Source organism: Methylosinus sp. PW1 (assembly GCF_000745215.1).
Lineage (GTDB): Bacteria > Pseudomonadota > Alphaproteobacteria > Rhizobiales > Beijerinckiaceae > Methylosinus.
Genome location: NZ_JQNK01000003.1, coordinates 1 through 25594, shown reverse-complemented (window position 1 = coordinate 25594; position 25594 = coordinate 1). Strand labels below are relative to the sequence as shown.

Annotated in this window: 24 protein-coding genes and 6 pseudogenes; 20 read left to right on the top strand and 10 right to left on the bottom strand. The window is 61.9% G+C overall.

The window, feature by feature from the left end; all coding sequences use genetic code 11:
* Positions 1-58 precede the first annotated feature (58 nt).
* Complete coding sequence (locus K369_RS03430) at positions 59-1720, top strand: outer membrane protein (protein WP_198033006.1); 1662 nt, start codon at positions 59-61, stop codon at positions 1718-1720.
* Positions 1721-1735: 15 nt separating this feature from the next.
* Entirely contained in the window at positions 1736-2083 is a 348-nt protein-coding gene (locus K369_RS03425; RefSeq protein WP_036287851.1) for a cupredoxin domain-containing protein, read from the top strand.
* A gap of 81 nt (positions 2084-2164) precedes the next feature.
* Here K369_RS03425 and K369_RS28125 read toward each other — a convergent pair whose 3' ends face one another.
* Complete coding sequence (locus K369_RS28125) at positions 2165-2371, bottom strand: ATP-binding protein (RefSeq protein ID WP_156967674.1); 207 nt, start codon at positions 2369-2371, stop codon at positions 2165-2167.
* Positions 2372-2902: 531 nt separating this feature from the next.
* Between K369_RS28125 and K369_RS03420 the strand changes: the two genes are divergently transcribed.
* Positions 2903-3328 (top strand): universal stress protein, encoded by a 426-nt coding sequence (locus K369_RS03420; protein WP_036287849.1) that lies wholly within the window; start codon positions 2903-2905, stop codon positions 3326-3328.
* Positions 3329-3952: 624 nt separating this feature from the next.
* Here the strand turns inward: K369_RS03420 and K369_RS27490 are convergent.
* Positions 3953-4255: a hypothetical protein gene (locus K369_RS27490; RefSeq protein ID WP_371033286.1), complete on the bottom strand. Its 303-nt coding sequence runs from the start codon at positions 4253-4255 to the stop codon at positions 3953-3955.
* Between the two features lie 454 nt (positions 4256-4709).
* On the opposite strand from K369_RS27490, the gene K369_RS03410 reads away from it, so the two are divergent.
* The 4 genes from K369_RS03410 (at position 4710) to tnpB (K369_RS03395) (ending at position 7103) form a co-directional block, all read left to right on the top strand.
* Entirely contained in the window at positions 4710-5270 is a 561-nt protein-coding gene (locus tag K369_RS03410; RefSeq protein WP_036287845.1) for a cytochrome b, read from the top strand.
* A gap of 158 nt (positions 5271-5428) precedes the next feature.
* On the top strand, positions 5429-6130 hold the full coding sequence (locus K369_RS03405) for a VIT family protein (RefSeq protein WP_036287843.1): 702 nt from the start codon (positions 5429-5431) through the stop codon (positions 6128-6130).
* A gap of 254 nt (positions 6131-6384) precedes the next feature.
* The gene (locus K369_RS03400) at positions 6385-6858 is read left to right on the top strand and encodes a transposase (RefSeq protein WP_036287840.1); all 474 of its coding nucleotides are present in this window, start codon (positions 6385-6387) and stop codon (positions 6856-6858) included.
* Positions 6858-7103 (top strand): IS66 family insertion sequence element accessory protein TnpB, encoded by a 246-nt coding sequence (gene tnpB / locus K369_RS03395; protein WP_024882267.1) that lies wholly within the window; start codon positions 6858-6860, stop codon positions 7101-7103. The genes K369_RS03400 and tnpB (K369_RS03395) overlap by 1 nt, the downstream gene beginning before the upstream one ends.
* A 4-nt stretch (positions 7104-7107) precedes the next feature.
* On the opposite strand, the gene K369_RS03390 is transcribed toward tnpB (K369_RS03395), so the two are convergent.
* The 4 genes from K369_RS03390 to K369_RS28120 form a co-directional block, all read right to left on the bottom strand.
* Entirely contained in the window at positions 7108-9192 is a 2085-nt protein-coding gene (locus tag K369_RS03390) for a recombinase family protein (protein WP_036286503.1), read from the bottom strand.
* Positions 9189-9503, bottom strand: coding sequence for a hypothetical protein (locus tag K369_RS03385; protein ID WP_036286502.1), 315 nt, complete (start codon positions 9501-9503; stop codon positions 9189-9191). Before K369_RS03385 ends, K369_RS03390 begins: the two co-directional genes overlap by 4 nt.
* Entirely contained in the window at positions 9500-9952 is a 453-nt protein-coding gene (locus tag K369_RS03380; protein ID WP_036286500.1) for a helix-turn-helix domain-containing protein, read from the bottom strand. Before K369_RS03380 ends, K369_RS03385 begins: the two co-directional genes overlap by 4 nt.
* Positions 9953-10141: 189 nt before the next feature.
* Positions 10142-10411 carry a DUF5372 family protein gene (locus K369_RS28120; RefSeq protein ID WP_198032986.1) on the bottom strand — a complete coding sequence of 90 codons (270 nt, stop codon included), beginning with the start codon at positions 10409-10411 and terminating at the stop codon, positions 10142-10144.
* Positions 10412-10434: 23 nt separating this feature from the next.
* Here K369_RS28120 and tnpB (K369_RS25985) point away from each other — a divergent pair, with 23 nt between their 5' ends.
* Positions 10435-10614 (top strand): transposase, encoded by a 180-nt coding sequence (gene tnpB, locus K369_RS25985; protein WP_245278075.1) that lies wholly within the window; start codon positions 10435-10437, stop codon positions 10612-10614.
* A gap of 52 nt (positions 10615-10666) precedes the next feature.
* Positions 10667-12163 carry an IS66 family transposase gene (locus tag K369_RS03370; protein WP_371033285.1) on the top strand — a complete coding sequence of 499 codons (1497 nt, stop codon included), beginning with the start codon at positions 10667-10669 and terminating at the stop codon, positions 12161-12163.
* On the opposite strand, the gene K369_RS03365 is transcribed toward K369_RS03370, so the two are convergent.
* A complete protein-coding gene (locus K369_RS03365) occupies positions 12085-14166 on the bottom strand; it encodes a recombinase family protein (protein WP_051948924.1) in 2082 nt (693 codons plus the stop codon). The two genes, K369_RS03370 and K369_RS03365, sit on opposite strands and share 79 nt — an antisense overlap.
* Positions 14163-14549 carry a hypothetical protein gene (locus tag K369_RS25980; RefSeq protein ID WP_156967659.1) on the bottom strand — a complete coding sequence of 129 codons (387 nt, stop codon included), beginning with the start codon at positions 14547-14549 and terminating at the stop codon, positions 14163-14165. The genes K369_RS03365 and K369_RS25980 overlap by 4 nt, the downstream gene beginning before the upstream one ends.
* A gap of 77 nt (positions 14550-14626) precedes the next feature.
* Here K369_RS25980 and K369_RS25175 point away from each other — a divergent pair.
* From K369_RS25175 to K369_RS25165, 9 genes and pseudogenes are all read left to right on the top strand, one after another.
* Positions 14627-14821: pseudogene (locus K369_RS25175) on the top strand (transposase domain-containing protein); the annotation flags it as partial.
* 452 nt (positions 14822-15273) lie between these two features.
* A pseudogene (locus tag K369_RS28115) lies at positions 15274-15906 on the top strand (AI-2E family transporter); the annotation flags it as partial.
* A 28-nt stretch (positions 15907-15934) separates the two neighbouring features.
* Positions 15935-16327 (top strand): annotated as a pseudogene (locus K369_RS27900) (AI-2E family transporter); the annotation flags it as partial.
* 134 nt (positions 16328-16461) lie between these two features.
* Positions 16462-18750: pseudogene (locus tag K369_RS03345) on the top strand (heavy metal translocating P-type ATPase); the annotation flags it as partial.
* Positions 18751-18792: 42 nt separating this feature from the next.
* The gene (locus tag K369_RS27480; RefSeq protein ID WP_245278077.1) at positions 18793-19764 is read left to right on the top strand and encodes an efflux RND transporter periplasmic adaptor subunit; all 972 of its coding nucleotides are present in this window, start codon (positions 18793-18795) and stop codon (positions 19762-19764) included.
* A gap of 248 nt (positions 19765-20012) precedes the next feature.
* Positions 20013-20840 (top strand): sulfurtransferase/chromate resistance protein, encoded by an 828-nt coding sequence (locus K369_RS03340; protein ID WP_036287832.1) that lies wholly within the window; start codon positions 20013-20015, stop codon positions 20838-20840.
* Positions 20837-22243 (top strand): chromate efflux transporter, encoded by a 1407-nt coding sequence (gene chrA, locus K369_RS03335; RefSeq protein WP_371033284.1) that lies wholly within the window; start codon positions 20837-20839, stop codon positions 22241-22243. Before K369_RS03340 ends, chrA begins: the two co-directional genes overlap by 4 nt.
* 140 nt (positions 22244-22383) lie before the next feature.
* Positions 22384-22976, top strand: a pseudogene (locus tag K369_RS03330) (superoxide dismutase).
* Positions 22977-23155: 179 nt separating this feature from the next.
* Positions 23156-23440, top strand: coding sequence for a transposase family protein (locus K369_RS25165; RefSeq protein ID WP_198033005.1), 285 nt, complete (start codon positions 23156-23158; stop codon positions 23438-23440).
* Between the two features lie 345 nt (positions 23441-23785).
* On the opposite strand, the gene K369_RS25970 is transcribed toward K369_RS25165, so the two are convergent.
* Positions 23786-24136: a hypothetical protein gene (locus K369_RS25970; protein ID WP_156967657.1), complete on the bottom strand. Its 351-nt coding sequence runs from the start codon at positions 24134-24136 to the stop codon at positions 23786-23788.
* Between the two features lie 242 nt (positions 24137-24378).
* Here K369_RS25970 and K369_RS25965 point away from each other — a divergent pair, with 242 nt between their 5' ends.
* A complete protein-coding gene (locus K369_RS25965) occupies positions 24379-24729 on the top strand; it encodes a hypothetical protein (RefSeq protein ID WP_156967656.1) in 351 nt (116 codons plus the stop codon).
* Here K369_RS25965 and K369_RS28110 read toward each other — a convergent pair.
* Positions 24698-24979 carry a transposase gene (locus K369_RS28110; RefSeq protein WP_036287828.1) on the bottom strand — a complete coding sequence of 94 codons (282 nt, stop codon included), beginning with the start codon at positions 24977-24979 and terminating at the stop codon, positions 24698-24700. The genes K369_RS25965 and K369_RS28110 overlap by 32 nt on opposite strands.
* A 289-nt stretch (positions 24980-25268) precedes the next feature.
* Between K369_RS28110 and K369_RS25155 the strand changes: the two are divergent.
* A pseudogene (locus K369_RS25155) lies at positions 25269-25475 on the top strand (VIT1/CCC1 transporter family protein); the annotation flags it as partial.
* Between the last annotated feature and the right edge of the window lie 119 nt (positions 25476-25594).

Sequence of the window (25594 nt, the reverse complement as noted above, 5' to 3'; positions counted from 1 at the left end):
GGTATGGAACCGCCTGATCGAGCATCACTCGGAGCCGCTTTTCGCGGCAGCGATCGCCTTGATCCTTACCCTCCCGTCGCCAGCGGGCGCCGGCGCCCCTGCGCCTCGCCCAACTCCGCCGAGCGCAGCCGACGTCCCTGCTCCATTCCTTTGGGCGGGCTTCTACATCGGCTCCAATTTCGGCGGCGGCTCAGGCTCGGGGTCGCGTCTTTCGGGTTTCGAGACCGAAGCATTTGCTCCCACCGGCGCGGTCTGGACATTACCCAGTCCAGATCCCGGCGGCGTCCTCGGTGGGTTCCAAGTCGGCCATAACTGGCAGGCCGGCAATGTCGTGTTCGGCCTGGAGAGCGATATTCAGGCGGCGGGCCTGAGCGGCGGCTCGAAGGCGATTGCGCCGAAAATGGCGGCCGCGCATCAGACGATCGACTGGTTCGGCACGACGCGCGCGCGCCTCGGCTATGCGCCGACGCCGACTTTTCTCGTCTACGCGACCGGCGGTCTGGCTTTTGGGGGCGGCGGCAGTCGCTTCGTTTACGTCGACGCCGTCAGCAACAATTCCGGCGAAGGCTTTCACGCCTGGACCCATGCCGGCTTCGCGGCCGGCGGCGGGCTCGAATGGGCATTTTCGCCGGAGTGGTCGGGGAAACTGGAATATCTCTATGTCGACCTCGGCCGCAGCGGCGGCCATGCGTTCAACCAGGCGAATGCCGACGGCGATACGCTTACTCGGGTTGCGACGCTGACCGGCGCGAGCAATCGCTTCCACGCAATTCGCGCCGGGCTGAACTACCATTTCGATCTGGCGGGCGGGTCCTCGGGCTCGCCTCTGGAACGAGCGCTCGCACAACCGAGCTCCGATAAGTTCCACGAGATCGACACGCATTACCTTTTCGGCTTCACCGAGGGCGCGGACATCGATGCAGAGGGCGAGAAGGAGCTCGAATTCATCAGCCTCGTCCGCTTCGGCAAGCGCCGGCTCGCCTATGATCCAGGCGCGGACGATTTCCTCGCGCGGCTCACCCGAGACGGCTATGCTGGCGACTACCGGTCGATCGAGCAGAAAGTCGAGTTCGAGCACACGCCGTCGCAGAATTTCCAATATTCCTTCGGGCTGATCGGGGCCAACCACCGCATCCGCGGCGTCGACGGTTTCGATAATTATTCCGGGACCGGCTTGCGAGGTCTGTCAGCCGAAGCCCGATATGTCCTGCTCGAACGCGGGCCCTCGCCGTTCGGCGTCACGCTGCAGGTCGAGCCGGAATGGGGCCATGTCTCGGGCAATAGCGGCCATCGCGAGACCGCATTCGAAGTCGAGTCGAAACTCGTCGTCGACGCCGAACTCGCCCCCGATCGCTTCTACGGCGCTCTGAACTTGGTCTATGAGCCGGAAATCTCACGCGGGCTCGGCGAAAACAAATGGGACCGCGAGTCGACGATCGGCGTCACGGGCGGGCTCACCTACCGAATCATGCCGATAGTGGCGCTGGGTGGCGGGCTGCAATACTATCGCCATCACACCAGCGGGTTCGCCTTCCAGAACCTCGACGGACAGGCGCTTTTCGTCGGCCCGTCCCTGCATGTGCGACTGACGAAGAAAATGTTCTTGTCGGCGGCGTTCTCCACCCAGCTTCGAGGTCATGCCGGCGGCGAGACGCATGCGCTGGACCTCACGAACTTCACTCGCCATATGGCGCGGGTGCAACTCGGCGTCGAATTCTGACGAGAAAGGTGAAAAATGAAGACTTCGGGTAAGTTCGTTCTGGCGTCCTCGATCGGCGCCGTCACGCTCGCCGCCTCGACGACCTTTGCTCTCGCAGAGCAGGCGTCGTTGAGCATATCCATCAAAGATCACCACTTCCAGCCGGCCGAAATCCACGCCCCGGCCAATACGCTGATTACTCTTGTGGTGAGGAATCTCGATTCCACGCCGGAAGAATTCGAGAGCAAGACCCTGCGGGTCGAGAAGCTCGTCGCCGGCAATGGAACGATCACCATGCAGATCCGGCCGCTGGCCATCGGCCGTTACCGCTTCTTCGGCGACTATCACGAGGACACCGCGGAAGGCTATCTCGTTATCGAATAAGGACGGGCCTCGCTCGGCGGCGATCTAACTCCGCGGCTTGCACGCCGGAGCGCCTCATATATCGGTTTGGCGTGCTCGCGTTCAGCTCGCGGCCGCGACGCTGCCCGGCAGGGTGATCACGACCTGAAATCCGTGAGGGCTGCGAGTCTCCAAGCGAAATTGTCCGCCATAGGCTTCGACGATGTCCAACGAGATCGATAGCCCGAGCCCGGCGCCTCGGTTTTTTGGTCGAGTCGAGCGCCCCGGCCTTGTGGTTGTCCGCGTGAAAGTCGGCGATGGTTTTGAAATCGGGCTTCAAGATTGCCAATGCAGTTCGCCTTCAACTTCACGCGCTGACGACAATCTCGGCAACGTCCTGTGCATGCTGGCGGCGCCAGCGCCGATCAGAGACTGGTCGATACGACGCTGCACGTAAGGCCAAACAAGATCGACGCGAATGCCATCGTCCTCACCCGTTACGTCATGTTCTAGATGGCTGATGTCGCAATATCGCGCAATCTCTTCGCCAATATCTCGCGCATGATCGCGGAACTTCGGCCGTCGTCGATCACATCAGTGGCGTAGTGCTTTCGCTTATCGAGAGTCCGATCGAAAGCGACAGGAGATATATGTCTCGATGACGGCCAATCCGGCATTTTTCCCGATAATCAACTCGGCCATACCTCGAACTACAGCCGCAGGGCGGCCGCGACGGCATGGGCTTGTCAAAATCCATAAACTCTCCCAGATTTGCCATCGTAGCAGCGTCCATCTGGAGAATGTCGGATGATGCAGTTCCTCTGAATGACTCGAAATTCGTACCCGGTGGGAGGCTTGACGATGTATAAGAAAATTCTCGTCCCTATCGATGTCGAAGAAGCCGAGGTAACGAATCGTGTGATCAAGGAAGCAGTCGCGTTGGCCATAGACACGAAGGCCCAATTGCGATTCGTCAATGTGCAAACCATGGCGTCGTCGATTTTCATCGAATTTTCTCCCCCAGATCTCGAGGGAAAAATTCAACTTGTCGCTGAAAAGCGGCTCGGTGAGATTTTGGCTGGAGCCGATTATCCGCAAGAGCTCATTTCGAGCATCGTCCGAATTGGCTCTATCTACGATGAGGCGCTGACTGAAGCTGCGGAATGGGGCGCAGATCTCATCGTCGTTGGTTCTCGACGGCCAACGACGTCAACGTATCTTCTCGGTTCTAATGCGGCTAACATTGTGAGGCACGCGAAATGCTCGGTGCTCGTGGTGCGGCAATAACCGTATTTTGTGCAAATGCGGGTTTAGACGATTGATCTGTCCCTCCGTTTGGCTGTCGCTCCAGGGCTCGGTAATCGTATCCCTCACGACGCTGAGGTCCCTCCGCAAAACGCAGGCGAACCGTTGCATCGCGTAGAGTTCCGGCTTCCGGGCATCTTCATCGAGGCTCCGAGTCTGTTGACGCTCTAGCTTTTCGGCACGCCCCGAAGTCGAATGGTGAGCCGGCACGAGTGCTTTACAGGTGATACGTCGGTGGTTGGCGGCGCGGGTATTATGACTATCCGACCTGGGGCCGAGACCGTTATGGGCCAGTCTGGGGGCGCGGGGAAAGATAGCGTCATCGTTGGCGCCAACATCGCGAATGGGACGATTGATGTGCGTCGGCGGCCTCATAATTGGATATTGGCGCATGAGACACGACACCGAGCGCCTCGCCCTGTCGATCGGTGGTTTGTACAAGACAAAGCCGGCGAAGGATGTCGTAAGGCAATACGATCTCTCATCCAGATTGCCGAGCCATCATCTCTTCACGCGCAGGACGTAAGCCGCGCGGGCGCATTCACTCCCACGCAAACGGCCCGTCGGCAGAGCCGACGCCCCCATTTTTTCGCACGCGTCACGCCGTCAAAAATATCGGCTATGATGACGAGCGCGGCCGCGATGACGCCAGCCGCGGGGACGCGGAGCCGTGACTGCTCCGATTATAGCGCCGCCGGCCGCTCCCACCGCGGCGCCCGCCAAAGTCGGACCCGCGAGACCTCCCGAGGCGAGCGCGCCGATTCCCGCGCCTCCGAGGCCGCCGATGATCGCGCCACCCGCTGCGCGTTCGCCGGGCGTGTAGCAACCCGCAAGCGGCAGCGTGCCCGCCAGTGCGACTATGAGAACGAGCCGTTTCATGGAGGATCGCTCCGTTACGAGACCGATCATTCGAACTCCTTTCCGATCTGCGAGAGGCACAGCGTATCGCATGACACGCCGCGTCCATGCCCAAGACGCGATCCTGCGGCGGGAAATGCGCCGATAGCGTGGAGCCGGACGCCGAACTTGGCCGCCTCGTAGACTTTTTGAAGAGGTGTGGCCCGATTGCAACAAGCGACATGTATGCTGGGAGCCGCGGGAGCGACCCGTCGAATGAATCGAACATTGCGACTTGTCAGCCCGTAAAATTCGCGATTAGTCGGAGGGATCGGGACATAGCTTCGATTTTCCGCAGAACTCTGTTGTCGAATCCAACACGCGCCGTTTCGAGTCGGCGACGCCCGCTATGAACGATTCTGCTCTTCGGCAGGCTGGTGTCGTCCGACGGCGGGGTATTGCTGCTGCGCGGTGTTCGTGACTGTTGTGCGTCAACCGCGAGCTTAACCGACAGGGAGAAGTGACGATGACGCAATCGATGCAACATCGACAACGCTACGGCGCTATGGCGCAGGGCCTACATTGGCTCTCGGCCCTGGCGGTCGCAATCGCCTGGGGGCTCGGCCTACTCGGTGGCCAATTTCCGAAGGGTTCGCCCCGCGAGACTGCCGAGTTCGCGCATGTCGTCGCCGGCGAGGTAGTCGTCGCAATGCTCGTATTGAGACTCATTTGGCGTTTCATCGACCCTCCACCGCCGGCGTCACCGAGCGCCATGGGCCGCGCAGCCGATCTCGCCGCGAAACTCGGCCATCTCGCGCTCTATGCACTACTGTTGGCCGTGCCGGCGGTTGGTGTTGCTACACTCTTCGCGAGCGGCGACGCGCTGTCGATTTTCGGAGTCGGCGATTTCCCCTCGCCGTGGGTCAAGGATCGAGCCTTCGAGCATTCGCTCGAAGAAATTCACGAGATTCTCGCGCACAGTCTCATCGCGCTGTCGGCAGTGCACGCCGTCGCAGCAGTCATCCATCATCGAATTTACCGAGACGATACGCTCAAACGGATGCTGCCGCCCGCTATTCTCCGCTAACGGGGCCGTTCGTATTCGAGCTTGCGGAGGTGGAACATAGAGCGCCGTTTGTCGTGGCGCTCTATTGTTCGGGCGACGACCCCCGTGTCACCGCGGCGAGGGCTCCCTAGGCTCAGCGTATCGAGTGATGACTTGGTAACCCGAACGAGGGATTTCGAATGAGCCGTCTTCGCTGGCACAGAGAGAGCCACCTCGTCGATCGCATCGGTTGGCTGAGAGCCGCAGTGCTCGGCGCCAACGACGGGATCGTTTCAACGGCGAGTTTGATCGTCGGCGTCGCCGCGGCGGCCGCGACGCGAGACGATGTCTTGATCGCAGGCGTCGCAGGTCTAGTGGCCGGAGCCATGTCCATGGCCGCCGGCGAATATGTGTCCGTCAGCTCGCAATCGGACACGGAGCGAGCCGATATCGCGCGCGAATGCAAGGAGCTCAACGAAAACGTCGCATCCGAACTCGATGAGCTTGCCGAAGTCTACGTCACGCGCGGCGTCGATCGCGTGATTGCGCGACAGGTAGCAGAGCAACTAATGGCGAACGACGCCTTGGCAGCCCACGCTCGCGACGAACTCGGAATTTCCGAGATTACCACCGCCAGGCCGGTGCAAGCCGCCCTGACGTCCGCGGCGACGTTTTCTCTGGGCGCCGCACTGCCTTTACTCATGGTCGTCGTAGCGCCTGTCGGCGTGCTCGTCCCCATCGTGTCCGGCGCGTCTTTGGCCTTTCTTGCGCTGCTGGGCGCGATCGGCGCGAGAGCGGGCGGAGCAGATGTTCTACGCGCCACGGTCCGAGTAACGTTCTGGGGCGCATTGGCGATGGCTCTCACCGCCGGGATCGGGAAGGTTTTCGGCACGGTCGTTTGACGATCTAATCCGATCGGCAACGACGCGCATTAGAAAAAGGTGAGGCCATGGCCGCCCCCGACCTTCACTCGAATCGACAGATAGACGTGAAAATGAGCTTGGTCTCACGACGGAGCGCGGCGGCTCTGATCAACCTTCCCGCGCCATCTGCAGTTCGGATTGGGGACCCCCAAAAGTAAGCGTGATCTGGCGACCGCCTACCGGAACGCATATGGAGTGGGTTAGGTGTCCACCATCGAACAGGTGGACACCAAATGTCGGCGACGAAGGATGGCGTCAAGCGGCGCATGTGGAGCCTCGAGGAACGGCAGCGGATTGTCGCGGAGGCGTTGGCGCCTGGGGCGTCTGTCGCTGCGGTCGCGCGGCGACATGGATTGAACGCCAATCTGATTTTCAAATGGGTGCGGCGTTCGCGGGAAGGCTGGCTGGATCGCCGACGCGCGCCGCCGAAGGAGACGGCGGCGGCGAGAATGTCGCCGGAACTGGCCGCGCAGACCTTCGTTCCCGTCGAGTTGCTGGAGTTGAAACCAGCCCCGATGCGTCCTGCTCTGGCGCCGTCGTCGGCGCCGGTCGCGAGGATGGCCGCCACGCCGGCGCGGGGGGCGCGCAAGAGCGTGCGGCGCGGCGCTATGGAAGTCAGCCTGCCGAATGGCGCGCGCTTGTCGCTCGACGCGGATGTGGACACGGAAGCTCTGCGCCGCGTGTTGTCTGCGCTGGGCGATCTTTGATGCTTCAGTTCGCGCCCGGGATGAAGGTCTATCTGGCGCTGAAGCCCGTCGACATGCGGCGCGGCTTCGACGGACTCGCCGCCGACGTGGCGCAGGTTCTGCGCAACGATCCTTTTTCTGGCGCGGCATTCGTGTTCCGCAGCAAGCGCGGCGACTACGTGAAGATTTTGACCTGGGACGGGTCGGGCCTGTGTCTTTTCGCCAACGATCTGCATTCATACTACACCTCTTCCAGCTTCAGCTGATCGTTTATGCCGCGCTGGTGTTTTGTGCGCGGGCAGCGGCTCGGTCAACGAGACGGTTCCATCGGCTGCATTGTTTTTGCGGTACGTCTTTGTCGGGAATTTCGTAGAGGCAAAAGTGCCCGTTGTAGGAATGCCCGGTGACGAGGCCATGTTTGACCCAGCTCGTGAGGGTGGTCTCGTGGATATTCAGACGCGCCGCGGCTTCCTTCTTGGTCAGCATTCCCCGCTCTCTCAGTCGATCGTAACGGGGACGCAGTTTGTATTCGTGAACGAGATAGGCAACCCGTTTGGGGGTGAAGCGGGCGTCGTGGCGCCCGCGGCGCGCAGCCTCGCCCGGGCGATATCCTTGCTGGTTGAGGAGTTCGGCGATCTCGGAATAGACGTGGTCGTCGAGCAGCTTGTCGACCAGTTCGACGATGCCGGGCTGTGTCTTGATCTGCTGGGCGGACGATTTCGGGCTCGAGGTCGTGAGCGTCTGGATTTTGCCGCCCTTGAACCGAACATGAACCTTGGTGGTTCCTTCCGCCTGTAGCTTGACGAGGGTGACGTCTTCGATGACGTGGGCGAGCAGCCGCTTGCGTTCTCGGTTTGGGGTATCGGGATCAGCCCAAAGCTTCTTGAAGTCCACCGTCATGGCGATGAGCCGCTTACGGATGGCGTCGTCAAGAACGAATTGATCGTGCTCGTGGGCGCGCTGGCGCTCCTCGCGGGCGTTGGCCAATATGCGGAGTTTGTCGTTCCACTCGCCTTCGAGCGTGTCGGCGACGAGGCGATTGTTGGGGTCGACCAGCATGAAGCGGCGCTGAGCGAGATCGGCTTCGGTTTGGGCGCGCTCGATCGCACGGCAACGCAACCGGTCGGCTTCCTCATGACGCGCCTGAATCTCCCTGCGCACTTCGAGCGCCAGTTCGACGGCCAACGGCGTCATCTCGTCGGCAATCAGCATGCCGACAGCTTGATCGACGGGAGGTCCGGCGATCGACTGGCACGAGGGTTCGCCGCGATAGTTGTGGGGGCGATCGCAAACATACCACGCCTCCTGTCGGCCCCGCCGGGCGGCATAGCGGACCCTAAAATGCCCGCCGCATCGACCACAGATGGCCCGTCCTTGCAGCAGCGCCGGGCCTTCTCTCGGAATTGACGTTCGCGCCGCGTCATAGCCATGGCCGTTCGCCTTGAGAACCTTCAAGTTCTCCTGGTGCCGCTCCCAACTGATATAGCCGGGATGGGCGCCGGGAATGCGGGCCAGCCAATCGTCATCGTCTCTGGCGCGCACGGTTTTCTTGCCCTCGATCGTGCGCCGGAACTGTCGTCGGCCATAGGTGTAGGCGCCGGCGTAGCGCGGATTGGTTAGGACGCGCATCGCCGTGGAAGCCGTCAGTGGCCGAAAGACCGTCTCGCTGTTGTGCAGGCGCGAGGGGAATAGAAGACCTTCCTTGCGAAAGGTCTTGACGGTCTGGGACGCGGAGCCGACGCGCGAGAAGGTCTCGAAGAAATGAGCGATTGTCTCCCTGACCTGGAGGTCCGGATCCAGCGCCACGTTGCCGGAGAGGTCATAGACCAGCCCGGTCGGCAGCGGGCAGCGGAACTCGCCACGCTTCGCCTTGTTGAGGATACCGCCGCGCAGCCTCGCCTTGATGACATGGAGTTCGGCTTCGCTCATCGTACCCTTCAAACCCAACAAAAGCCTGTCGTTGAAGCTAGCCGGATCGTAGACGCCATCCTCGTCGAGGATCAGGGTGTCGGCAAGGGCGCAGATCTCCAGCAGGCGCTGCCAATCGGCGTTGTTGCGCGCCAGACGGGAGACTTCCAGGCCCATCACGATTCCGGCGCGTCCCAGGCCGACATCGCTGACCAGTCGCTGGAATCCCTCGCGCCAAGCCGCCGATGCGCCGGACTCGCCCTGATCGTTGTCGATGACGATGATCTGCTCGTCGCGCCAACCCAGGGCGACAGCGCGTCCGCGCAGCGCATATTGCCGCTTGGCGCTCTCGGCGTTCTCGACGACTTGCCGCATCGACGACTGGCGGATGTAGAGGTAAGCGCCGCGTTCGAGATGGTGACGCTGAACTTTGATCTGTGCGTTCATGGGAATATCCCCTCATGTAAGCCAGCGTGGTTTGTGCCGGCGGCGATTGTCGCGAGCACATGAACGACGGCGCCGCGCCCGCCCGGCCTCGATGAGACGAACGGGCGCTGGTCGATCGGTTCTGGAGTGGGGTCTGCCGCCGCCGTCAGCGCCTTCGCCCATCCCCACATCCCACGGCGCAGAAACAGCATGAGGCCGCTGCGGGCCATGAGCGGCAGCGCTTCGCCGAGAGCGGCGGCGCGCAGCACCTCGTAATCGGACGCAAGAGCCGACGACGGGATCGAACAAGTCGAGGTCGCGGCGATGTTCACCGGCCCGTTTTTTTTAACGCCCGCTCGATCGTTCTCGGATGAAGCTCGACATTGAGTTCGTTGCGGACCAGCCTGGCGAGTTCCCGGGCGCGAACAGGTTCGCCAGGAACCAGTCGCGCCTTCAGGAAGACCATGATGTCGTCGTCGAGCTTGTGGGGACCGCGGGGGCCTGGCTTGGCCTGGACCAGGCCGGCAATCCCGGCGGTGTCGAAGTTCGCCTTGGCCTGATAGTAGGTCGGCCTGGAGACGCCGTATTCGTCGGCAGCCTCCGTGATCGACAACTTGTCGACGGAGACGCGGCGCAGCATCTCGTATTTGACCTGCACGGCGTCGTGCGGATCGAAGAACTCGCCGCCGCGGAACTTCGGATCGCGCACCTTGTCCGGGGTGGGATTGAATGTGCCCTCCTCGATGAGGGCGTCCCTCTTCGATCGCTTGCTGTCGGGCATCGCTGGCGCCGGGCGCGTGATTCGATATTGACGTAAACATATTTACGCCGCCATCTGAACCAGCGTCAAGACCGCGCCTACCATTTTCCGCCAGCTTATGATCGATATTGTGCAGCTTTTTGTCCATGAGAATCACGTTCGGGGAAGGATTGCGGCGCAATCTGCTTTACAATGGCGGCATAATTGCCTTTACATACCGCTTCGCGGCCGCCTCACTGATTTGCCACTGAGGCGGCTAACCAGATCGGCAAGCTCCAGGAAATCGGAAACCCGCAAAAGCGATTGCCCATGACCCATGACGACGTCCGGGTCGGGGCTCGCAACATCAGTCCATCCCGGGGGGAGCGACCAAACGGCGCCGTTGCGATCTTGCAGCAAAAGCCGTTCGCCATATCGGTTGTAGCGCCTGCCGACGCACGGCAGTTGCTGAGCAAACAGAGGATGAAACGGATGCGTCACCAGCACTAACTGCTGAGCTGTGCTTGGGGCGGCTGCATTCTCTGGTGAGTTACAAGCGGCTGGAGAAGGGAAAGTTCGTCTGGCCGCCGATCGTCGAGGGCGCGTTGCAATTGACGGCGGCGCAGCTGGCCTTGCTGATCGAAGGGATCGACTGGCGGCGGACGGTTGCGCCGGAAGCGCCGGAACGCCCAGTTTTTCTATAGATTCCTCCCATTCCGGAGCTGCGCCGCTGCGTGTTTCGTGGTAGATGAAATCATGTCGCGCGCCGCTGCCGATTTGCCCGAAGACCCCGCCGAACTGCGGCGCTTTGCGGCGGCGCTCGCCGCGGAAGTCCACGCCAAAACGCTGCTGATCGAGAAGCTGAAAATGCAGCTTGCCGTTTTGCGGCGCGCGCGCTTCGGGCGTTCATCGGAAAAGCTCGACCGCGACATCGAACAGCTCGAATTGCTGATCGGCGACATGGAGGAGAGCGACGCCGAGCGGCAGGCGCGAAGCGAAGCGGCCGAGAGCGGCGCTTCGTCATCGACGCCGAAGAAGAAGCCGTCCGTTCGCGTTCCTCTGCCCGATCATCTCCCGCTCGAGACGATCGTCCACGACGCGCCCTGCGTCTGCCCGACCTGCGGCGGGAACAAATTCGGACCGGTAGGCGCCGATGAGCGCGAGGTGCTGGAATACGTCGCCTCGCACTTCAAGCGCGTCTTGCATGTGCGGCCGAAGATGAGCTGCCGCGCCTGCGAGACGATCGTTCAGGCGCCCATGCCGACGCTGCCGATCGAGAAAGGACGGCCGGGGCCGGCGCTGCTCGCTCATGTGATCGTCTCCAAATACTGCGATCATCTTCCTCTGCATCGCCAGTCCGGCATTTACGCGCGCGAGGGCGTGACGATCGACCGCTCGGTCATGGCCGGCTGGGTCGGCCATATGGCGGCGCTGCTGGAGCCGTTGGCCCAGCGCATCGCGCGTCACGTGCGCGCCGGCTCCGCCGTCCACGCGGACGATACGACGGTTCCCGTGCTCGATCCGGGGCGCGGCAGGACAAAGACCGGCCGATTGTGGACCGCGGTGCGCGATGAAAGGCCCTATGGGTCGACGGCGCCGCCGGCCGCCTTCTACCTCTACTCGGCGGACCGCACGTCCGAGCACGCTCATGCCTTGCTGAAGGGCTGTCGCGGCCATCTCCATGCCGACGGCTATACGGGCTTCGGCGGCCTTTACGAAGCCGATCCGAAAACCGGCGCGCCGGCGCCGCTGAAGGAGGTCGCCTGCTGGGCGCATGCGAGGCGCAAAATTTACGACGTGCACGTCGAAACGAAATCGCCGGCCGCGGCCGAGGCGCTCGACATCATCGCGCGGCTCTTCGCCATCGAGGCCGGCGTCAAAGGCAGACCGCCGGCCGAGCGCGTCGCCGCGCGCCGCGAGCGGGCGAGTCCCATTCTGGATGAGCTACGCGCGTTCCTCGACGCGACGCTGGCCAAAATCAGCGGCAAGAGCGACTTCGCAAAGGCCATCCGCTACGCGACCTCCCGCTGGACGGCCTTGACCCGCTACGTCGACGACGGGCGTATCGAAATGACGAACAATGCCGCCGAACGCGCCATCAGACCCCTTACATTGGGCAGAAAAAACTATCTCTTCGCCGGTTCCGACGATGGCGCGTCATACTGCTCACCTCATCATGTCTCTGGAATATCGAGCAAATTATGCTGGCGGTCATCAGGCGGCGGACGTCGTGATCTGCGCGCTGCGGCCTGACGGCCGATCGCGTCACTTTCGATGTCCGCGCGACGGATCATCCACGGCGCGCCTTTGCAAACATGGGTCGCCGGAATAGCTCCTTCCATGATGAGTCGGCGCATCGTGGTCGCGCTGATATCCAACGAAGCAGCCGCCTCGTCGAGCGTGACCTCGCCACGCTCCGCGCGCTCGCCTTCACGATAGATTGCGATTCCATGCTGTTTGCGCAGCGAGCAGACGCGTTCCCGAGTCCAACTATTGCCATGCCCCGTCTTTTTGCCAGAGCGGTTCAGCAAAGCTGCGATTGTCTCGTCTGGAATCTGCCGCGCCAAGGCACGCACGAGATCGACGATGTCACCGTCAGTCGTCCAACGTGTGTGGCCGGCGCGGTTTTTCTTTGCTGTCAAATTGGTGTGGTCGCCTCCCTGCCAGTGGACGATCATCTGCAATTTGTCGCCGACGACATCGACGACGATCTCGGAAATGACGGTGCGAAGAATTTTTTTGCGTGTCTCCGACGTTGTTCCCGGGCTTTCCCACGCCTGCCGGAGATCTCGACCAAGAGACATGAGTCGCTCGCGATCCTCCGGCGTGAGAGCCGGCCCTTTGTCTTGGTCGAACCGTTCGAGTTCGCCTTCCAGATCACGCGCCGCGACGAGACGCTCGTTCCATCTACGCTCCAACTCCCCGGCGACCAGCCGATTTTCCGGATCGGCCGAATCATACTGGCGCTGCGCGCGAGCGGCCTCATAACGGGCCTGCTGCAAGGCCATCTCCAGCTGGTGCTTTTTATCGGACTTCTGTTGGCCACGCGCCTCGATCGCGGCGAGCGCCGCCTCGACGCCAAGAGGTTGCAGGCGATCCAGCACTTCCTTTGCGACGACGCGATCGACGCGCATGGCGCCGAAGGTGATGCATCGCGCCGCGGCTAGGTGACTGAAGGCTCCCACGCATTCGTATCGATAGCTCTGCGCACCTTGCCTGCCGCTATACCTTACATGAAGCTTCTTTCCGCATCGCGCGCAGCGGAAAATGCCAGGTAGCAGCGCCTCGCCGCACCGGACGGCGCCTCGACTCATGAAACGCTTTCCATTGGCGTTGTCGGCGATCAGTCGTTGGTTCCTTTCGAACTCCGCCCAGCTAATATAACCGTCATGATGGTCACGGATCAAAGTCTCCCAGCTCCGCCAGTCGCGTTGCATGCTTCTGACGACGCGCTTGCGTCCATCCTCGATGGTCACGCGGGCGGTTCGGCGGCCGAACACGTAGGCGCCGGCGTAGACCGGGTTGGTCAGCATGTGGTGAAGCGTTGGATACACCGGCAGCCGCCAGACGATTCTTTCGGCGGATGGTCCCACACCCAGAGCCGGCAACGAGATTTTCTCGTCCCGGCACCACACCAAAACTTGGCGGATCGTTTGAAGCTCCGCGAACTTGCGGAAGACCAGGGCGACAGCCTCCTGCACACGACGGTCGGAATCCTTTTCGATGCGGTCGCCGAGGGCTTTTACGTAGCCGACCGCCACAGTCAGAAAGAGCTCGCCGCGCCGCGCCTTCTGCTTGATCGCTTCGACCGAGCGCTGCCGAAAGACCGACAGCTCCATCTCGCTCATCGTACCCTTCATGCCGAGCAGGAGGCGGTCATTGGGCGACGCCGCATCATAGACGCCGTCCTCGTCGATTATCAATGCGCTGACCAGTCCGCAGAACTCGAGGAGCGTGTGCCAGTCTCGGCCATTGCGCGCAAGTCGCGACGCCTCCAGAGAGAGCACGGCGCCGACGCGACCTTCGCAAATCGCGGCCAGGAGCTTTTCGAAGCCGGGACGACGGCCTCCGGCTCCGGACCGGCCGAGATCATCGTCGATCACTTCCACTTCGGACCAACCGAGTTCGCGTGCGCGAGCGGCAAGGCCGTATTGTCGTCGCTGGCTCTCCAGGTTCTGTGCGACCTGGAAGGCCGATGATTGCCGAACGTAAACGATCGCGCTGCGCGCGAGATGATCAGGGCCGATCTTGCTCATCGCCCGTCTCCCTCGTATCGCCCGCCGTCATCGCTTCGTTCAATAGGGTTTGGATCTGCTCCAAGAGTTGCGTCCGCTGCGCTGGCGGAAACGTTGGTGATCTTTTCGGCGGCGTCGCCTCGAACAAGTCTGCCTGCGAGTTCTCCAATTGCGTTGCCATCGGCGCCTCCTTCGGGACCAACCCGTAAGTCGGAGGCTAAAACCGAATCGAGGAACGCTCGTAACTCGAGCAGTTGCGCAACTGGAAACCTCACCAGGTCGACGATGCCGATCGTCGACGCTTCCGATTCGACCATCCAAGCCGGAACCAGAAATGTTTCGCCGTTGTCGCCGGAAGTTAGTCTTAAGTGACTACAACCGTTATGGATTTGCTCGGCGACCACGAATGCTCGCCGGCCAGACAATGGATGGAACGGATAGGCGACCTCGACCTCACGCCCCAGATTGCGGGCGTTATGAAGCCGCTTCGGACGAAGGCGGGCGAAGGGCGGCGATCATGTATACGCTGATCGAAACCGCGCGCTTCAACGACGTCGATCCAGAAGCCTGGCTCGCCGACGTCATCGCTCGCATCGCCGATCACCCGATCAACCGGATCGACGATCTCCTTCCCTGGAAGTGGAAGCGTGAAATGTCGCAAGCGGCCGCCGCATAGCGACACGCGGTCCTCAGATCACGCTTACCCCCAAAAAGCGGTGGCCGCCGCCGCTTTATGACGGACGCGCTTCCGCCATCTTCGCAAGGAGGTCCCGCAGCCTTCGACCCGACCGAAGACCTGCCCCGCAGCCGTGCATTAAGCGATTTGACCGGCCTTCTGGTAGCTTGCGGTTACACCGCGGCGGGAGAACTCGGCGCAGGAAGAGTATGACCGGGTCCGAACCGTGACCCCTTTGAGGTGAACCCGCGGTAACTAAATCGGCGGATTGAGAGAGGAATCCCTTCGCCGAGTAACCGACAGCACCTACCCCTGGACGTAGAGGTCGCTACGATCCATCTTCCCGACGATAGGGCCCGTGTCATCTTCTATTTACATGGGCGAACGATACAAATCGAAATCAAACACCGAAACGTACGCGATCCCGCAACCATTCTGGAGCGTAGGTATTTATGCGATTAGCGGACCAAACCTCGATGGTCGCCCCGATCGGGCCTTTCATCAGCAAGGTGGCTATCGTACTCGCAATGGTTGGCGCGGCGCTGGCGACCTGGGTGCTTCGCGAGGTCATTATCATTCTGTTTGGCGCGCTGGTGCTGTCCAACGGCATGAGCGCGATGGCGCGCTTTCTCGGGAACAAGTGTGGAATTAGATACGCCTTCGGTTTGCTGCTGGTCGTGCTGATTGGCCTGTCCCTTGTTGGAACAGTAGGCTGGTTCTTTGGCGCGACGATCATTGAGCAGTTGGACGAACTGACGAAGAAAATTCCGGATGGTCTACAATGGCTTACAAATCAGATCGAAGCTCGCCCCTATGTGCGCGACTTATTTTCTAAGCTCGAGGTAACGGATTTTTCGGGGCCTACGGGGTGGATCGCAAAGGCGACGGCGCCCATCCTCAAGTCCTTCCTGGGAACCGCCGGATCGCTCGTCGTGATGGCAATAGTCTCGATCTATCTCGCGGGGCAGCCACAGCGGTATCGGTCGGGGGTCTTACGCCTACTCCCTTCGAGTGCTCGGATGAAAATGTCGCGGCTCTTCGATGCGACCGCGGCTATTCTTGGTCGCTGGCTCGTCGGCCAGCTGGCGGTAATGGCCCACAGTCGGCGTACTCTCTGGACTGGGGTTGTGGACTCTTGGCGTCAGGGCTGCGTTCGTGCTTGGTCTCGTCGGGGGACTGATGTCCTTCGTTCCCTATATAGGATCGGTGATAACGGCCGTGCTGGCCGCGTTATTCGCCTTGGCGCAAGGCCCCTATTACGCGGCAGCTGTGATCGTCATGTACATTGGAGTTCATTTCATCGAAGGCAATTTCATCACGCCGCTGATCCAAGCGGAGGCGACCTCCCTGCCGCCAGCTCTGACACTGCTTTCGGTCATCTCATGCGCGCTGTTGTTTGGCCCATCGGCCGCGTTCCTTGCGGCGCCCCTGGCGTTGTTCGCCATCACGGTCATCGAAGTGCTTTACGAGGAGCCGCTGATCGATCGGGAAAAGGGCGGTGAATGACCAAAACGGCGATGCCGCGAGCGCAAATGAGAGCTGGGCCGGCACGATGGCGACCGAAACCAGTGCAGCGCCGGAAAGTCATGGACGCGGGACGAGAGCTCAATTGCGCATTGATGGGATGAACGAGAGCGATAATGTGGACCGACCAACGGATCATTCGACGCGCGCTCTTGGCGATCCCCCTCGCCGGACTCGTGGTGGGACTTGCGGCAAAGCTCGTCGGACAGGTCGAACTGGCGCAATGGGCCTTCGCCACGGGAACGGTCCCAGTCGTTGGGAGCTTGGCGATCTCCATCATTCGCGATCTGTTTGCCGGTCGAATGGGGGTCGACGCCGTTGCGTTCATTTCAATGGCGGCGGCTTTGGCTCTGGGAGAAAACTTTGCAGGCGTGATTGTCGCCATCATGTACGCCGGCGGCAATCTGCTGGAGGATTTCGCAGTCGGACGTGCGGAGCGCGATCTGAAAGCCCTCATCGATCGCGCGCCACGTCTGGCGCATCGTAAGAACGCGAGCGCTATCGAGGATGTGCCGATCGACAAGATCGCTGTCTGGGACGAAATTCTAGTCCGCGCGGGCGAGGTCGTTCCGATCGATGGCCAAATCACGAGCCCCAGCGCTCTGATCGATGAGGCGGCGCTCACTGGCGAGCCTATTCCTGTTATGCGGAAAGCGGGGGAAGCGGTCAGCAGCGGCACGATCAACGCTGGCGAGACCTTCGAGATGCAGGCGACCGCTAGGGCTGGCGATAGCACCTATGCAGGCATCGTTCGAATGGTCACGGCGGCGCAAACCGCTAAAGCCCCATTTATCCGAATGGCGGATCATTACGCGCTTCTTCTTCTGCCTAGCACACTTTGCGTCGCTGGCGCGGCCTGGTGGTTTTCCGGCGACCCGATCCGAGCGCTCGCCGTCCTCGTCGCGGCGACGCCCTGTCCGTTGATCCTCGCGGCGCCAGCCGCGTTTATCGGGGGGACGTCGCAAGCTGCTCGTCGCGGCATATTGGTCAAGGGCGGCGGCCCACTCGAGACTCTCGCGCGCATCCGCACTGTGATGTTCGACAAAACCGGCACTTTGACAGTCGGCGGCGCCCGCCTAGTCGCCATCGAGACTGCGCCCGGGGCTGTCCCCGACGAGGCGTTGCGGCTCGCGGCGTCACTCGAGCAAGCCTCGCATCATGTCTTAGCGTCGACGATTGTTGCGACGGCGCGCAGTCGAGGCCTCTCGTTGCAGATGCCTGAAGACGTCCGCGAGGTTTTGGGCTCTGGCTTGGAAGGTGTCATAGAAGGGCGAAGAGTCAGTGTCGGTTCCCTCCAAACGGTCCATGGCGAAGGGCGATTGGAGGAATGGGCGCGACGAGCTGTGCGGCGCGCGTCCTGGCGTTCAGCGCTCACAGTGTTCGTGGCCGTGGAAGGCCGCGTGATTTCTGTCCTGCTGTTCGCCGATGAACTGCGTCGTGAAACGCCGCGGGCAATTCAAGCGCTCCGAAGAGCTGGCGTCGCGAGAATTGTCATGGTGACCGGCGATCGCACGGAGCCTGCGGAAACGATCGGCGCGGCCCTCGATCTCGACTCGGTGCTCGCCGAACGTGTTCCTTCCGACAAGGTCGAGGCCGTCGTCATTGAAAGGCGGATCGCTCCGACCTTGATGGTCGGCGACGGTATAAATGACGCTCCGGCCCTGGCCGCGGCCAACGTCGGCATGGCGATGGGCGCGCGTGGCGCAAGCGCCTCATCCGAGGCGGCGGACGCGGTAATTCTCGTTGATCGGCTCGATCGTGTCGCCGAGGCGGTGGCAATCGCTCGACGCACGCGCGCGATCGCCTTGCAGAGCATGATTGCAGGAATGACCCTGTCCGGGGTGACGATGATCGCCGCGGCGTTCGGCTATGTCACGCCTGTCGCGGGGGCGCTCATTCAGGAGGCAATCGACGTCGCCGTGATTCTCAACGCGTTGCGGGCGCTCACTCCATCCGGCGTTTTCGATCAGTCATCGATGTCGGAGGCGGCGTCGGGCGTTCTGCGTGAGGATCACGAAAATCTAGAGAAAAGCCTCGAGCGTCTTCGCCAGATCGCCGACGCACTGGATAGCGACGAAGCGCCTGACGCCGTCGACTTTATTCTCGAGGCGAATCGAATTGTAGAGACGGTGGTCGTAAAACATGAACGGGAGGACGAAGGCGCGATCTATCCACGCGTTTCACGCTTCCTCAACGACGATCATGGCTTGAACGCCATGAGCCGCGCCCATCGCGAAATCCTGCATCAGGCGAGGCTCCTCGAGCGCTTGTCGGAGGGGCTGCGGCCGAATGAAATTGAACCTTATCTGGTCCGAGATGCGCAGCGGATCATCGAGTCCCTCGAATCCCTCGTGCACCTTCACAACTTGCAGGAGGAAGACATATACGAAACTGCCGCAGCGCAATTTGGCCGTGAGGCGCATGGAGCGGGCGGCGGAAAACTGCTCGTGACGCGAGCGAACGGCGACACGCGTTTTGAACATGCGCTCGACAATGTTCCGAATCGTAAACGACTCTGGGTAATTTCATCGAGCCTTCTCATCGTCTTAGCGATTGCTGGCGGCGCGGCTTATTGGATAAGCCGCGACTTCCGTCGCATCGACCACGGCCTACGCTCTTCAGGTGTGGCGTCGGTTACCGCTCCCGCGGTCATCGTTGCTGTGACCGTGACACCGATCAAGGCAACTGTATCTGGAACGATAGATGCCGTTTATTGTGAAGTCGGCGAATTCGTGAAGAGAGGACAACTCTGCGCGAAAATTGACCCACAGCCATATCGATTGATAGTCGAGCAGGGCATGGCCGCCCTCGGGCTCGCGAATAGCTCGCGAGAGCAGGCCGGAGCGCGATTGGCGCGAGCGCAAGCGGCCTATGCGCGCAACCAGAAACGCGCCGTGCGCAGGTCGACTGCCGCGAATGTGCTAGAGGTCTCTCAGAGAGCGGTGGAGCTGAGGAAAGCCCGAGTGCTGCGCGAGGAAGCGTCCGTCGCGAGAGCGAAGCAAGCGCTTCGAGTTGCACAGATCAATCTCGAGAACACCGATATCATCGCGCCGATCGACGGCATCGTCGCTTCTCGGACCGTCGTAGCGGGCAATGAAGTCATCAACGGAGTTTCGGAGCCCCTTTTCACTGTCGCTGCAGACCACGGCGCCGTCGAAATAGTTGCGAGCGTTTCTGAAGCAGTGGTCGACGCGGTGAGGCCCGGCGACGAAGTTCTCTTTAGTTTGGACTTGATGTCCAATCAGTCATTTCATGGAACGGTGGCGCAGCTTGCGCTATCACGAGAGACCATAGACGGGGCAAAGAGATACGACCTTGTCGTGACGGCGCCAAATCCAGACCTCTCGTTAAAGCCCGGCATGTCGGCGACGATTCGAATGACGATTGGACGTCGCGACGACGACAAAGCCGCGCGGTAGCTGACCGATCCGCTCCAGCGAAATGCCGAAGCGCGCGGGAAAGCGGAACTCGAGAGGGGCGGAAAGCAAAATCAGATCGATCGACGTCACGTACTGCGTGGCTCGCGACGCTTCGAACATCGGCTCGAGTGTCACGGTCATATTGACATTCGGGAGCCGATTTGATGTAAACGACGGCATGGGGAAGCGATCTCCCCATGAGGCGACATGCCCAAGAATCGCGTCCGGTTTTCCACCAAGGGCGCGCCATGTCGTCAATCAACTCCATCTTTCCTGATAAGCTCGCGCGCCTCATCGGCGTCGCACACTGCCCTGCGGTCATCGACGTTCGGACCGAGGAGGAACACGGCGCCGATCCTCGCTTCGTGCCGGGGGCCTTACGCCGGCCTGCGGCGGAGGTTTCTGACTGGGCGCCGGAATTCGTCGCTCGCTCCGCCATCGTGGTGGACGCGAACGGCAAAGGATCGGCCGAAGGCGTCGCGGCTTGGTTGCGTCACGCTGGCGCCTCCTCCGCCGACGTGCTCAACGGCGGACATGCGGCGTGGGTCAAGTCGGGCGGCGCGGTCGTTCCCGAAGGAAAAATTCCGAAGCGCGATCCGCAGGGGCGAACCGTCTGGGTCACACGGTCCCGTCCCAAGGTCGACCGCATCGCTTGTCCATGGCTCATCCGACGCTTCGTCGACCCGCAAGCAGTCTTCCTCTTCGTTGCCGCGGCGGAGGTTTCGGCGGTCGCCGAGCGCTTCGGCGCAGCGGCGTTCGACATCGAAGGCGCGTTCTGGAGCCACCGGGGGGAGCGCTGCACTTTCGACACTATGCTCGACGAATGGGACCTGACGATCGATTCCCTTCGACGCCTAGCCGTCATCGTGCGCGGCGCCGACACCGCGCGACTGGAAATCGCCCCCGAGGCGCCGGGTTTGCTCGCCGCGTCGCTGGGCCTCTCGCGCATGTATTCGGACGATCTCGAGCAGCTCGATGCTGGAATGGCGCTCTACGACGCCTTCTACCGCTGGTGCCGCGACGCGACGGATGAACCCCACAACTGGCCTGCGACTAAACCGGGGAAGACCGCATGATTGAGCCGGCAAGAATTGAGAAGGTCGATCACGAGGTCACCTTGGCAGAGGCGTTTCGCGTCTGGGCAAGAATTGCCGTTCTGAGTTTCGGCGGTCCCGCCGGCCAGATCGCGCTGATGCACAAGGTCCTGGTCGAAGAGAGGCGCTGGGTCTCGGAGGGTCGGTTCCTACATGCGCTCAACTACTGCATGCTGCTCCCGGGACCGGAGGCGCAGCAACTCGCGACCTATATCGGCTGGTTGATGCACGGAACGCCAGGCGGCATCATGGCCGGCGGACTATTCGTCCTTCCCGGCGCGGCGGCGATCATGGTGTTGAGCCTCGTTTACGTCGTCTTCGGCAAGGTCGGCTTCGTCGCCGCGGCGTTTTTCGGTCTCAAGGCGGCCGTGCTGGCGATCGTGGTCCAGGCGGTAATCCGCGTCGGTCGGCGTGCGCTGCGAAACCGCCTATTGAAGATATTGGCCGGCGCGGCCTTCGCCGCGATCTTCTTTTTCGATGCGTCGTTTCCCGTCATCGTCCTCTCCGCCGGCCTGATCGGCTATTTCGGCGGAAAGGCCGGACTCCCGCAGTTTTCCGGCGGGGGACACGGTGCGAAGGACGATAGCCTGCTCGGCGACACGGATCGTCGGCATTCTCCATCTTCCGCCGGGAGCTCGGTGAAGGTCGCGGGGCTTTGGCTCGTCCTCTGGCTCGCGCCGGTCGTTGTCCTACTAATCGGCCTCGGCCCCAACGACGTCTTCAGCCGGATCGCAGTGTTCTTCAGTAAGATGGCAATGGTGACCTTCGGCGGCGCCTACGCCGTGCTCGCCTATGTCGCTCAGCAGGCGGTCGACAATTACCACTGGCTGGGCTCGCGCGAGATGCTAGATGGGCTCGGCATGGCGGAAACGACGCCGGGGCCTCTGGTCATCGTCTTGCAATTCGTGGGCTTCCTCGCCGCCTATCGCGACCCCGGAAGCCTGCCGCCGCTCCTTGCCGGTGCGCTCGGCGGCCTGCTGACGACTTGGGTCACTTTCGTTCCCTGTTTCCTGTGGATCTTTCTCGGCGCCCCATATGTCGAGAAGCTCCGCGGCGATGCGGCGCTCGCCGGAGCGCTGACGGCGATCACAGCGGCCGTCGTCGGCGTGATCCTCAATCTCGCGATCTGGTTCGCCGTCCACATCCTTTTCCGCGAGGCCGTCCCCATCCATGGCTTTGGTTTCTCTTTCGAGGTCCGGCGCCGTGGAGCGTCGACGCGTTGGCGCTGCTTCTGGCCATCGTCGCGGCGCTGGCGCTCTTCAAATTCGATCTCGGCGTTCCACGTACGCTCGTCGTCTGCACCGCGAGCGGCGTTCTGCTCTTCGTCGTCGGGGCAGCGACCGCGAGCGCGGCCTTCGAAGGGCGCGGGGGCTGTCACGAAATAGCGAAATGTATGTGATCATCTCGAAGGAGTACGCAAATGACGAATGAATTCGACCGCAGACTATTCCTCGGCGCGGCAGCCGGTGCGACCGCAATGCTGGGGTCGGCCCAGGCCGCAGAGCCTACGGCCACCAAGAAGAACATCGTCTACACGCCGAAGCCGCTGGCCTTCGACCCCAAGACCATCAAAGGATTGTCGGAAAAGATTCTCGTTTCCCATTACGAGAACAATTATATCGGCGCAGTGAAGCGGCTCAACGCCATCGCCGAGAAGCTCGCCGCGCTCGACTTCGACAAGGCTGCTGGATTCGAAATCAACGGACTGAAGCGCGAGGAGTTGATCGCGACGAACTCCATGATCCTCCATGAGATCTATTTCGCCGGGCTCGGCGAGGCGAATGCGCCAGGCGCCGCATTGGCCGCGCGATCACGCGTGACTTCGGCTCCTTCGATCGTTGGCGTTCGGAATTCGTCGGGATTGGCAAGGCGCTCGGCGGCGGCTCGGGCTGGGTTGTTCTCGCCAACGACCGGCGTGGAAAGCAACTCGTCAACTCCTGGGCGAGCGATCACACTCAGGTCGTCGCTGGTGGCGAACCGCTGCTCGTCCTCGACATGTACGAGCATTCCTATCACATGGACTACGGCGCCAGGGCTGGGGACTATGTAAAAGCCGTGCTATCGGCAATCAATTGGTCGAACGCCGATGAGCTGTTCGAAAAGTCCGGCAAGCTTTAGGTGTGAATCGGCTCGACGCTTTGACCCCCCAATCGGCAAGGGGTCAGGCAGCCAAGCCGTTGATTGCTCCTGTATATTATTGTGGCCCCCGCGCCGATCGGGGGGCAACACACGGCTCTGACACACTTCTGATGCACTTGCGGCGCCGAGTGGCGCTGGTTTCACAGGGAATCAGCGCCATGACGACTGTTCTGCGTCCTTCGGCAATCATTCCGTCAGGGTTCCGCGTCGAGAGCGTTTCGATTGAGGGTGCGATGACGGCGATCGAGGCGCGCGCCATCGCCGCGACGAGGACATGTCCGGACTGTGGTTCGATTTCCAGGCGCGTTCACAGCCACTACTCGAGACGGCTTTCGGATTTGCCGCTCGCGGGGCGCGTGGTTCGCATCTCCCTGACCGCGCGGCGCTTCCGTTGCGTGACGCCGACATGTCGCCGATCCATTTTCACCGAGCGATGTCGGTGATGACATTATCGCTGCCCGCGTCGGCGAACCGCCCGCTTCGAAAACGTCGTCCGTCATCTGGCCCTCGCGCTCGGCGGCCGACCGGCTGTGGGTCTAGCCCGGCGCCTCATGATGCCGGTCAGCTAATACGCTGCTCCGGGTCGTGCGCTGCAGGGGTTGGCCGTCGCCGCCGCCGCCGACCGTAATCGGCATCGACGACTGGGCGTGGAAACGCAATCAGCGCTATGGGGCGATCATTTGCGATCTTGAGCGCCGTCGTCCGATCAAGATGTTACGCGATCGGGAGCCGGCAACAGCGTAGGCATGGCTCGCCGGACAGCGGCAAATAGCCATTGTCGCGCGAGATCACGGTGGCGGCTTTGCGCTCGCCGCCAGCAGGGCGCTTCCGGCGCTCTTCAGGTTGCCGACCGCTGGCATCTGATGGAAAACGCCAGTGCCGCCTTCCTCGGCGCCGTGCGTAAATCGATGCGCTGCATACGATCCGCGCTCGGAGCGACGCTCGTCGACCCGGCACTGCTCACCGCGCGGAGAAGCTTCAATACGAGGGCTATCTGCGCCGCGAAGAAGTAAAACGCCGCTATTCTTGCGCTGGCCGAGCTCGGCGCGTCGATCAAAGAGATCGTGCGGGAGACGGGCCATAGTCGCCAGGGCTCGTTCCGAAAGATTCTGCGTGGCCAGCGCTCGGAAGTTTTCCATACGCGGGAGAGTTCACTCGAGCCGCATCTTCCATGGCTCGACGCGCAATGGGCCGCCGGCTGTCACAATGGCGCTGAACTGTGGCGACGTCTCCAAGCTGCCGGGTTTCGTGGATCCTTGCGCGTCGTCTCCAGAATGGGCGGGCCGGCGCCGCCGCTCGGAAAAGATGGACGCGGTTGGCTTGCATCGAACGCCCTCGGCGAGGACCATTGCGCGCCTGATGACGAAGTGGCCGAGACGCGTTGTCCAAGACGGAGACACTCACAATCGCAGCAATTGAGGACAGCGTTCCTGCGCTTGTCGAAGCACGCGCCGCCGTCGCCGCGTTTCAAGCCATGATCCGCAAGAAAGCCGGCGACGACCTCGACAGCTGGATCGACCGTGCAAAACCAGGCCTCCTGGCTTCCTTCGCGAGCGGCGTCACAAAGGACCGCGCCACCGTCGTGGCGGCGATCACGAACGTTTGCGCGCCGCGTTCGACCCGAACCGTGACGCCATCGACTTCGAGTTCGATCGTCGGCGCCGAATCGATTTCCGCGCGCAGGGCGCGTCGTTTGCGCTTCACCGGCGACGCGGCGCTGGCCCTTGCATGATTGCGGGAACGAACAATGGTGGCGCGCCTGCGTCCTTGCGAGCCTCGGTCTCTTTGCGCGCCTGACGACGCCACGTAAAAAGCTGCTGCGGCGTCAGACCATGCCGCCGCGCCGCTTCACAAACGCTCGCGCCCTCCGCGAAGCTCTCGGCGACAATCGCCGCCTTCTGATCCGCGCCCCACGTCCTCCGACGCCCCGCGCCCGTGAAAACCTCGATCCGCCGCGTCGGAGCCGCTTCAGGCTCCGACATATGTTTACGCTCTGAAATCGACATGTGTCGGAGCCCCTATCGCTCCGATTATCGTCGCTCCCACTCACTCAAAACAGGTGGGAGAAAAACAGCGCTTACCAAACGGATGCTGCTTCCCGCTATTCTTCGCTAACGAGGCCGGTCGCCTCCGAGTTTGCGGAGGTGAAACATAGAGCGCCCCTTGTCGGGCGCTCAATTGTTCGAATGACGCCCCCGTGTCACCGCGGCGAGGGCTCCCTAGGCTCAACGTATCGAGTGATGACTCGGTAACCCAAACGAGGTATTTCGAATGCCGCCGTCTTCACTTGCACAGAGAGAGAGACACCTCGTCGATCGCATCGGTTGGCTAAGAGCCGCAGTGCTCGGCGCCAACGACGGGATCGTTTCAACGGCGAGCTTGATCGTCGGCGTCGCCGCGGCGGCCGCGACGCGAGACGATGTCTTGATCGCAGGCGTCGCAGGACTAGTGGCCGGAAAGCGTGCTCCCGAACGGGGCACGATCAGACGCCGCGAGGTCGCATCAGAAATTTGCTCGCACTATCCGGCTGAGCGTGCGCGGACAAAATGAGGGCATGAACCCGGTTTTTTGAGCAGGATACGTGATGGGCTGCGAGT

Coding starts and splice junctions, on each gene's coding strand:
- K369_RS03425 (WP_036287851.1), top strand. CDS start 1,736: ATGAAGACTTCGGGTAAGTTCGTTCTGGCGTCCTCGATCGGCGCCGTC.
- K369_RS03420 (WP_036287849.1), top strand. CDS start 2,903: ATGTATAAGAAAATTCTCGTCCCTATCGATGTCGAAGAAGCCGAGGTA.
- K369_RS27490 (WP_371033286.1), bottom strand. CDS start 4,255: ATGATCGGTCTCGTAACGGAGCGATCCTCCATGAAACGGCTCGTTCTC.
- K369_RS03410 (WP_036287845.1), top strand. CDS start 4,710: ATGACGCAATCGATGCAACATCGACAACGCTACGGCGCTATGGCGCAG.
- K369_RS03405 (WP_036287843.1), top strand. CDS start 5,429: ATGAGCCGTCTTCGCTGGCACAGAGAGAGCCACCTCGTCGATCGCATC.
- K369_RS03400 (WP_036287840.1), top strand. CDS start 6,385: ATGTCGGCGACGAAGGATGGCGTCAAGCGGCGCATGTGGAGCCTCGAG.
- tnpB (WP_024882267.1), top strand. CDS start 6,858: ATGCTTCAGTTCGCGCCCGGGATGAAGGTCTATCTGGCGCTGAAGCCC.
- K369_RS03390 (WP_036286503.1), bottom strand. CDS start 9,192: ATGAACGCACAGATCAAAGTTCAGCGTCACCATCTCGAACGCGGCGCT.
- K369_RS03380 (WP_036286500.1), bottom strand. CDS start 9,952: ATGCCCGACAGCAAGCGATCGAAGAGGGACGCCCTCATCGAGGAGGGC.
- K369_RS03370 (WP_371033285.1), top strand. CDS start 10,667: ATGTCGCGCGCCGCTGCCGATTTGCCCGAAGACCCCGCCGAACTGCGG.
- K369_RS03365 (WP_051948924.1), bottom strand. CDS start 14,166: ATGAGCAAGATCGGCCCTGATCATCTCGCGCGCAGCGCGATCGTTTAC.
- K369_RS03340 (WP_036287832.1), top strand. CDS start 20,013: ATGTCGTCAATCAACTCCATCTTTCCTGATAAGCTCGCGCGCCTCATC.
- chrA (WP_371033284.1), top strand. CDS start 20,837: ATGATTGAGCCGGCAAGAATTGAGAAGGTCGATCACGAGGTCACCTTG.
- K369_RS25165 (WP_198033005.1), top strand. CDS start 23,156: ATGACGACTGTTCTGCGTCCTTCGGCAATCATTCCGTCAGGGTTCCGC.
- K369_RS25970 (WP_156967657.1), bottom strand. CDS start 24,136: ATGGAAAACTTCCGAGCGCTGGCCACGCAGAATCTTTCGGAACGAGCC.
- K369_RS28110 (WP_036287828.1), bottom strand. CDS start 24,979: ATGTCGGAGCCTGAAGCGGCTCCGACGCGGCGGATCGAGGTTTTCACG.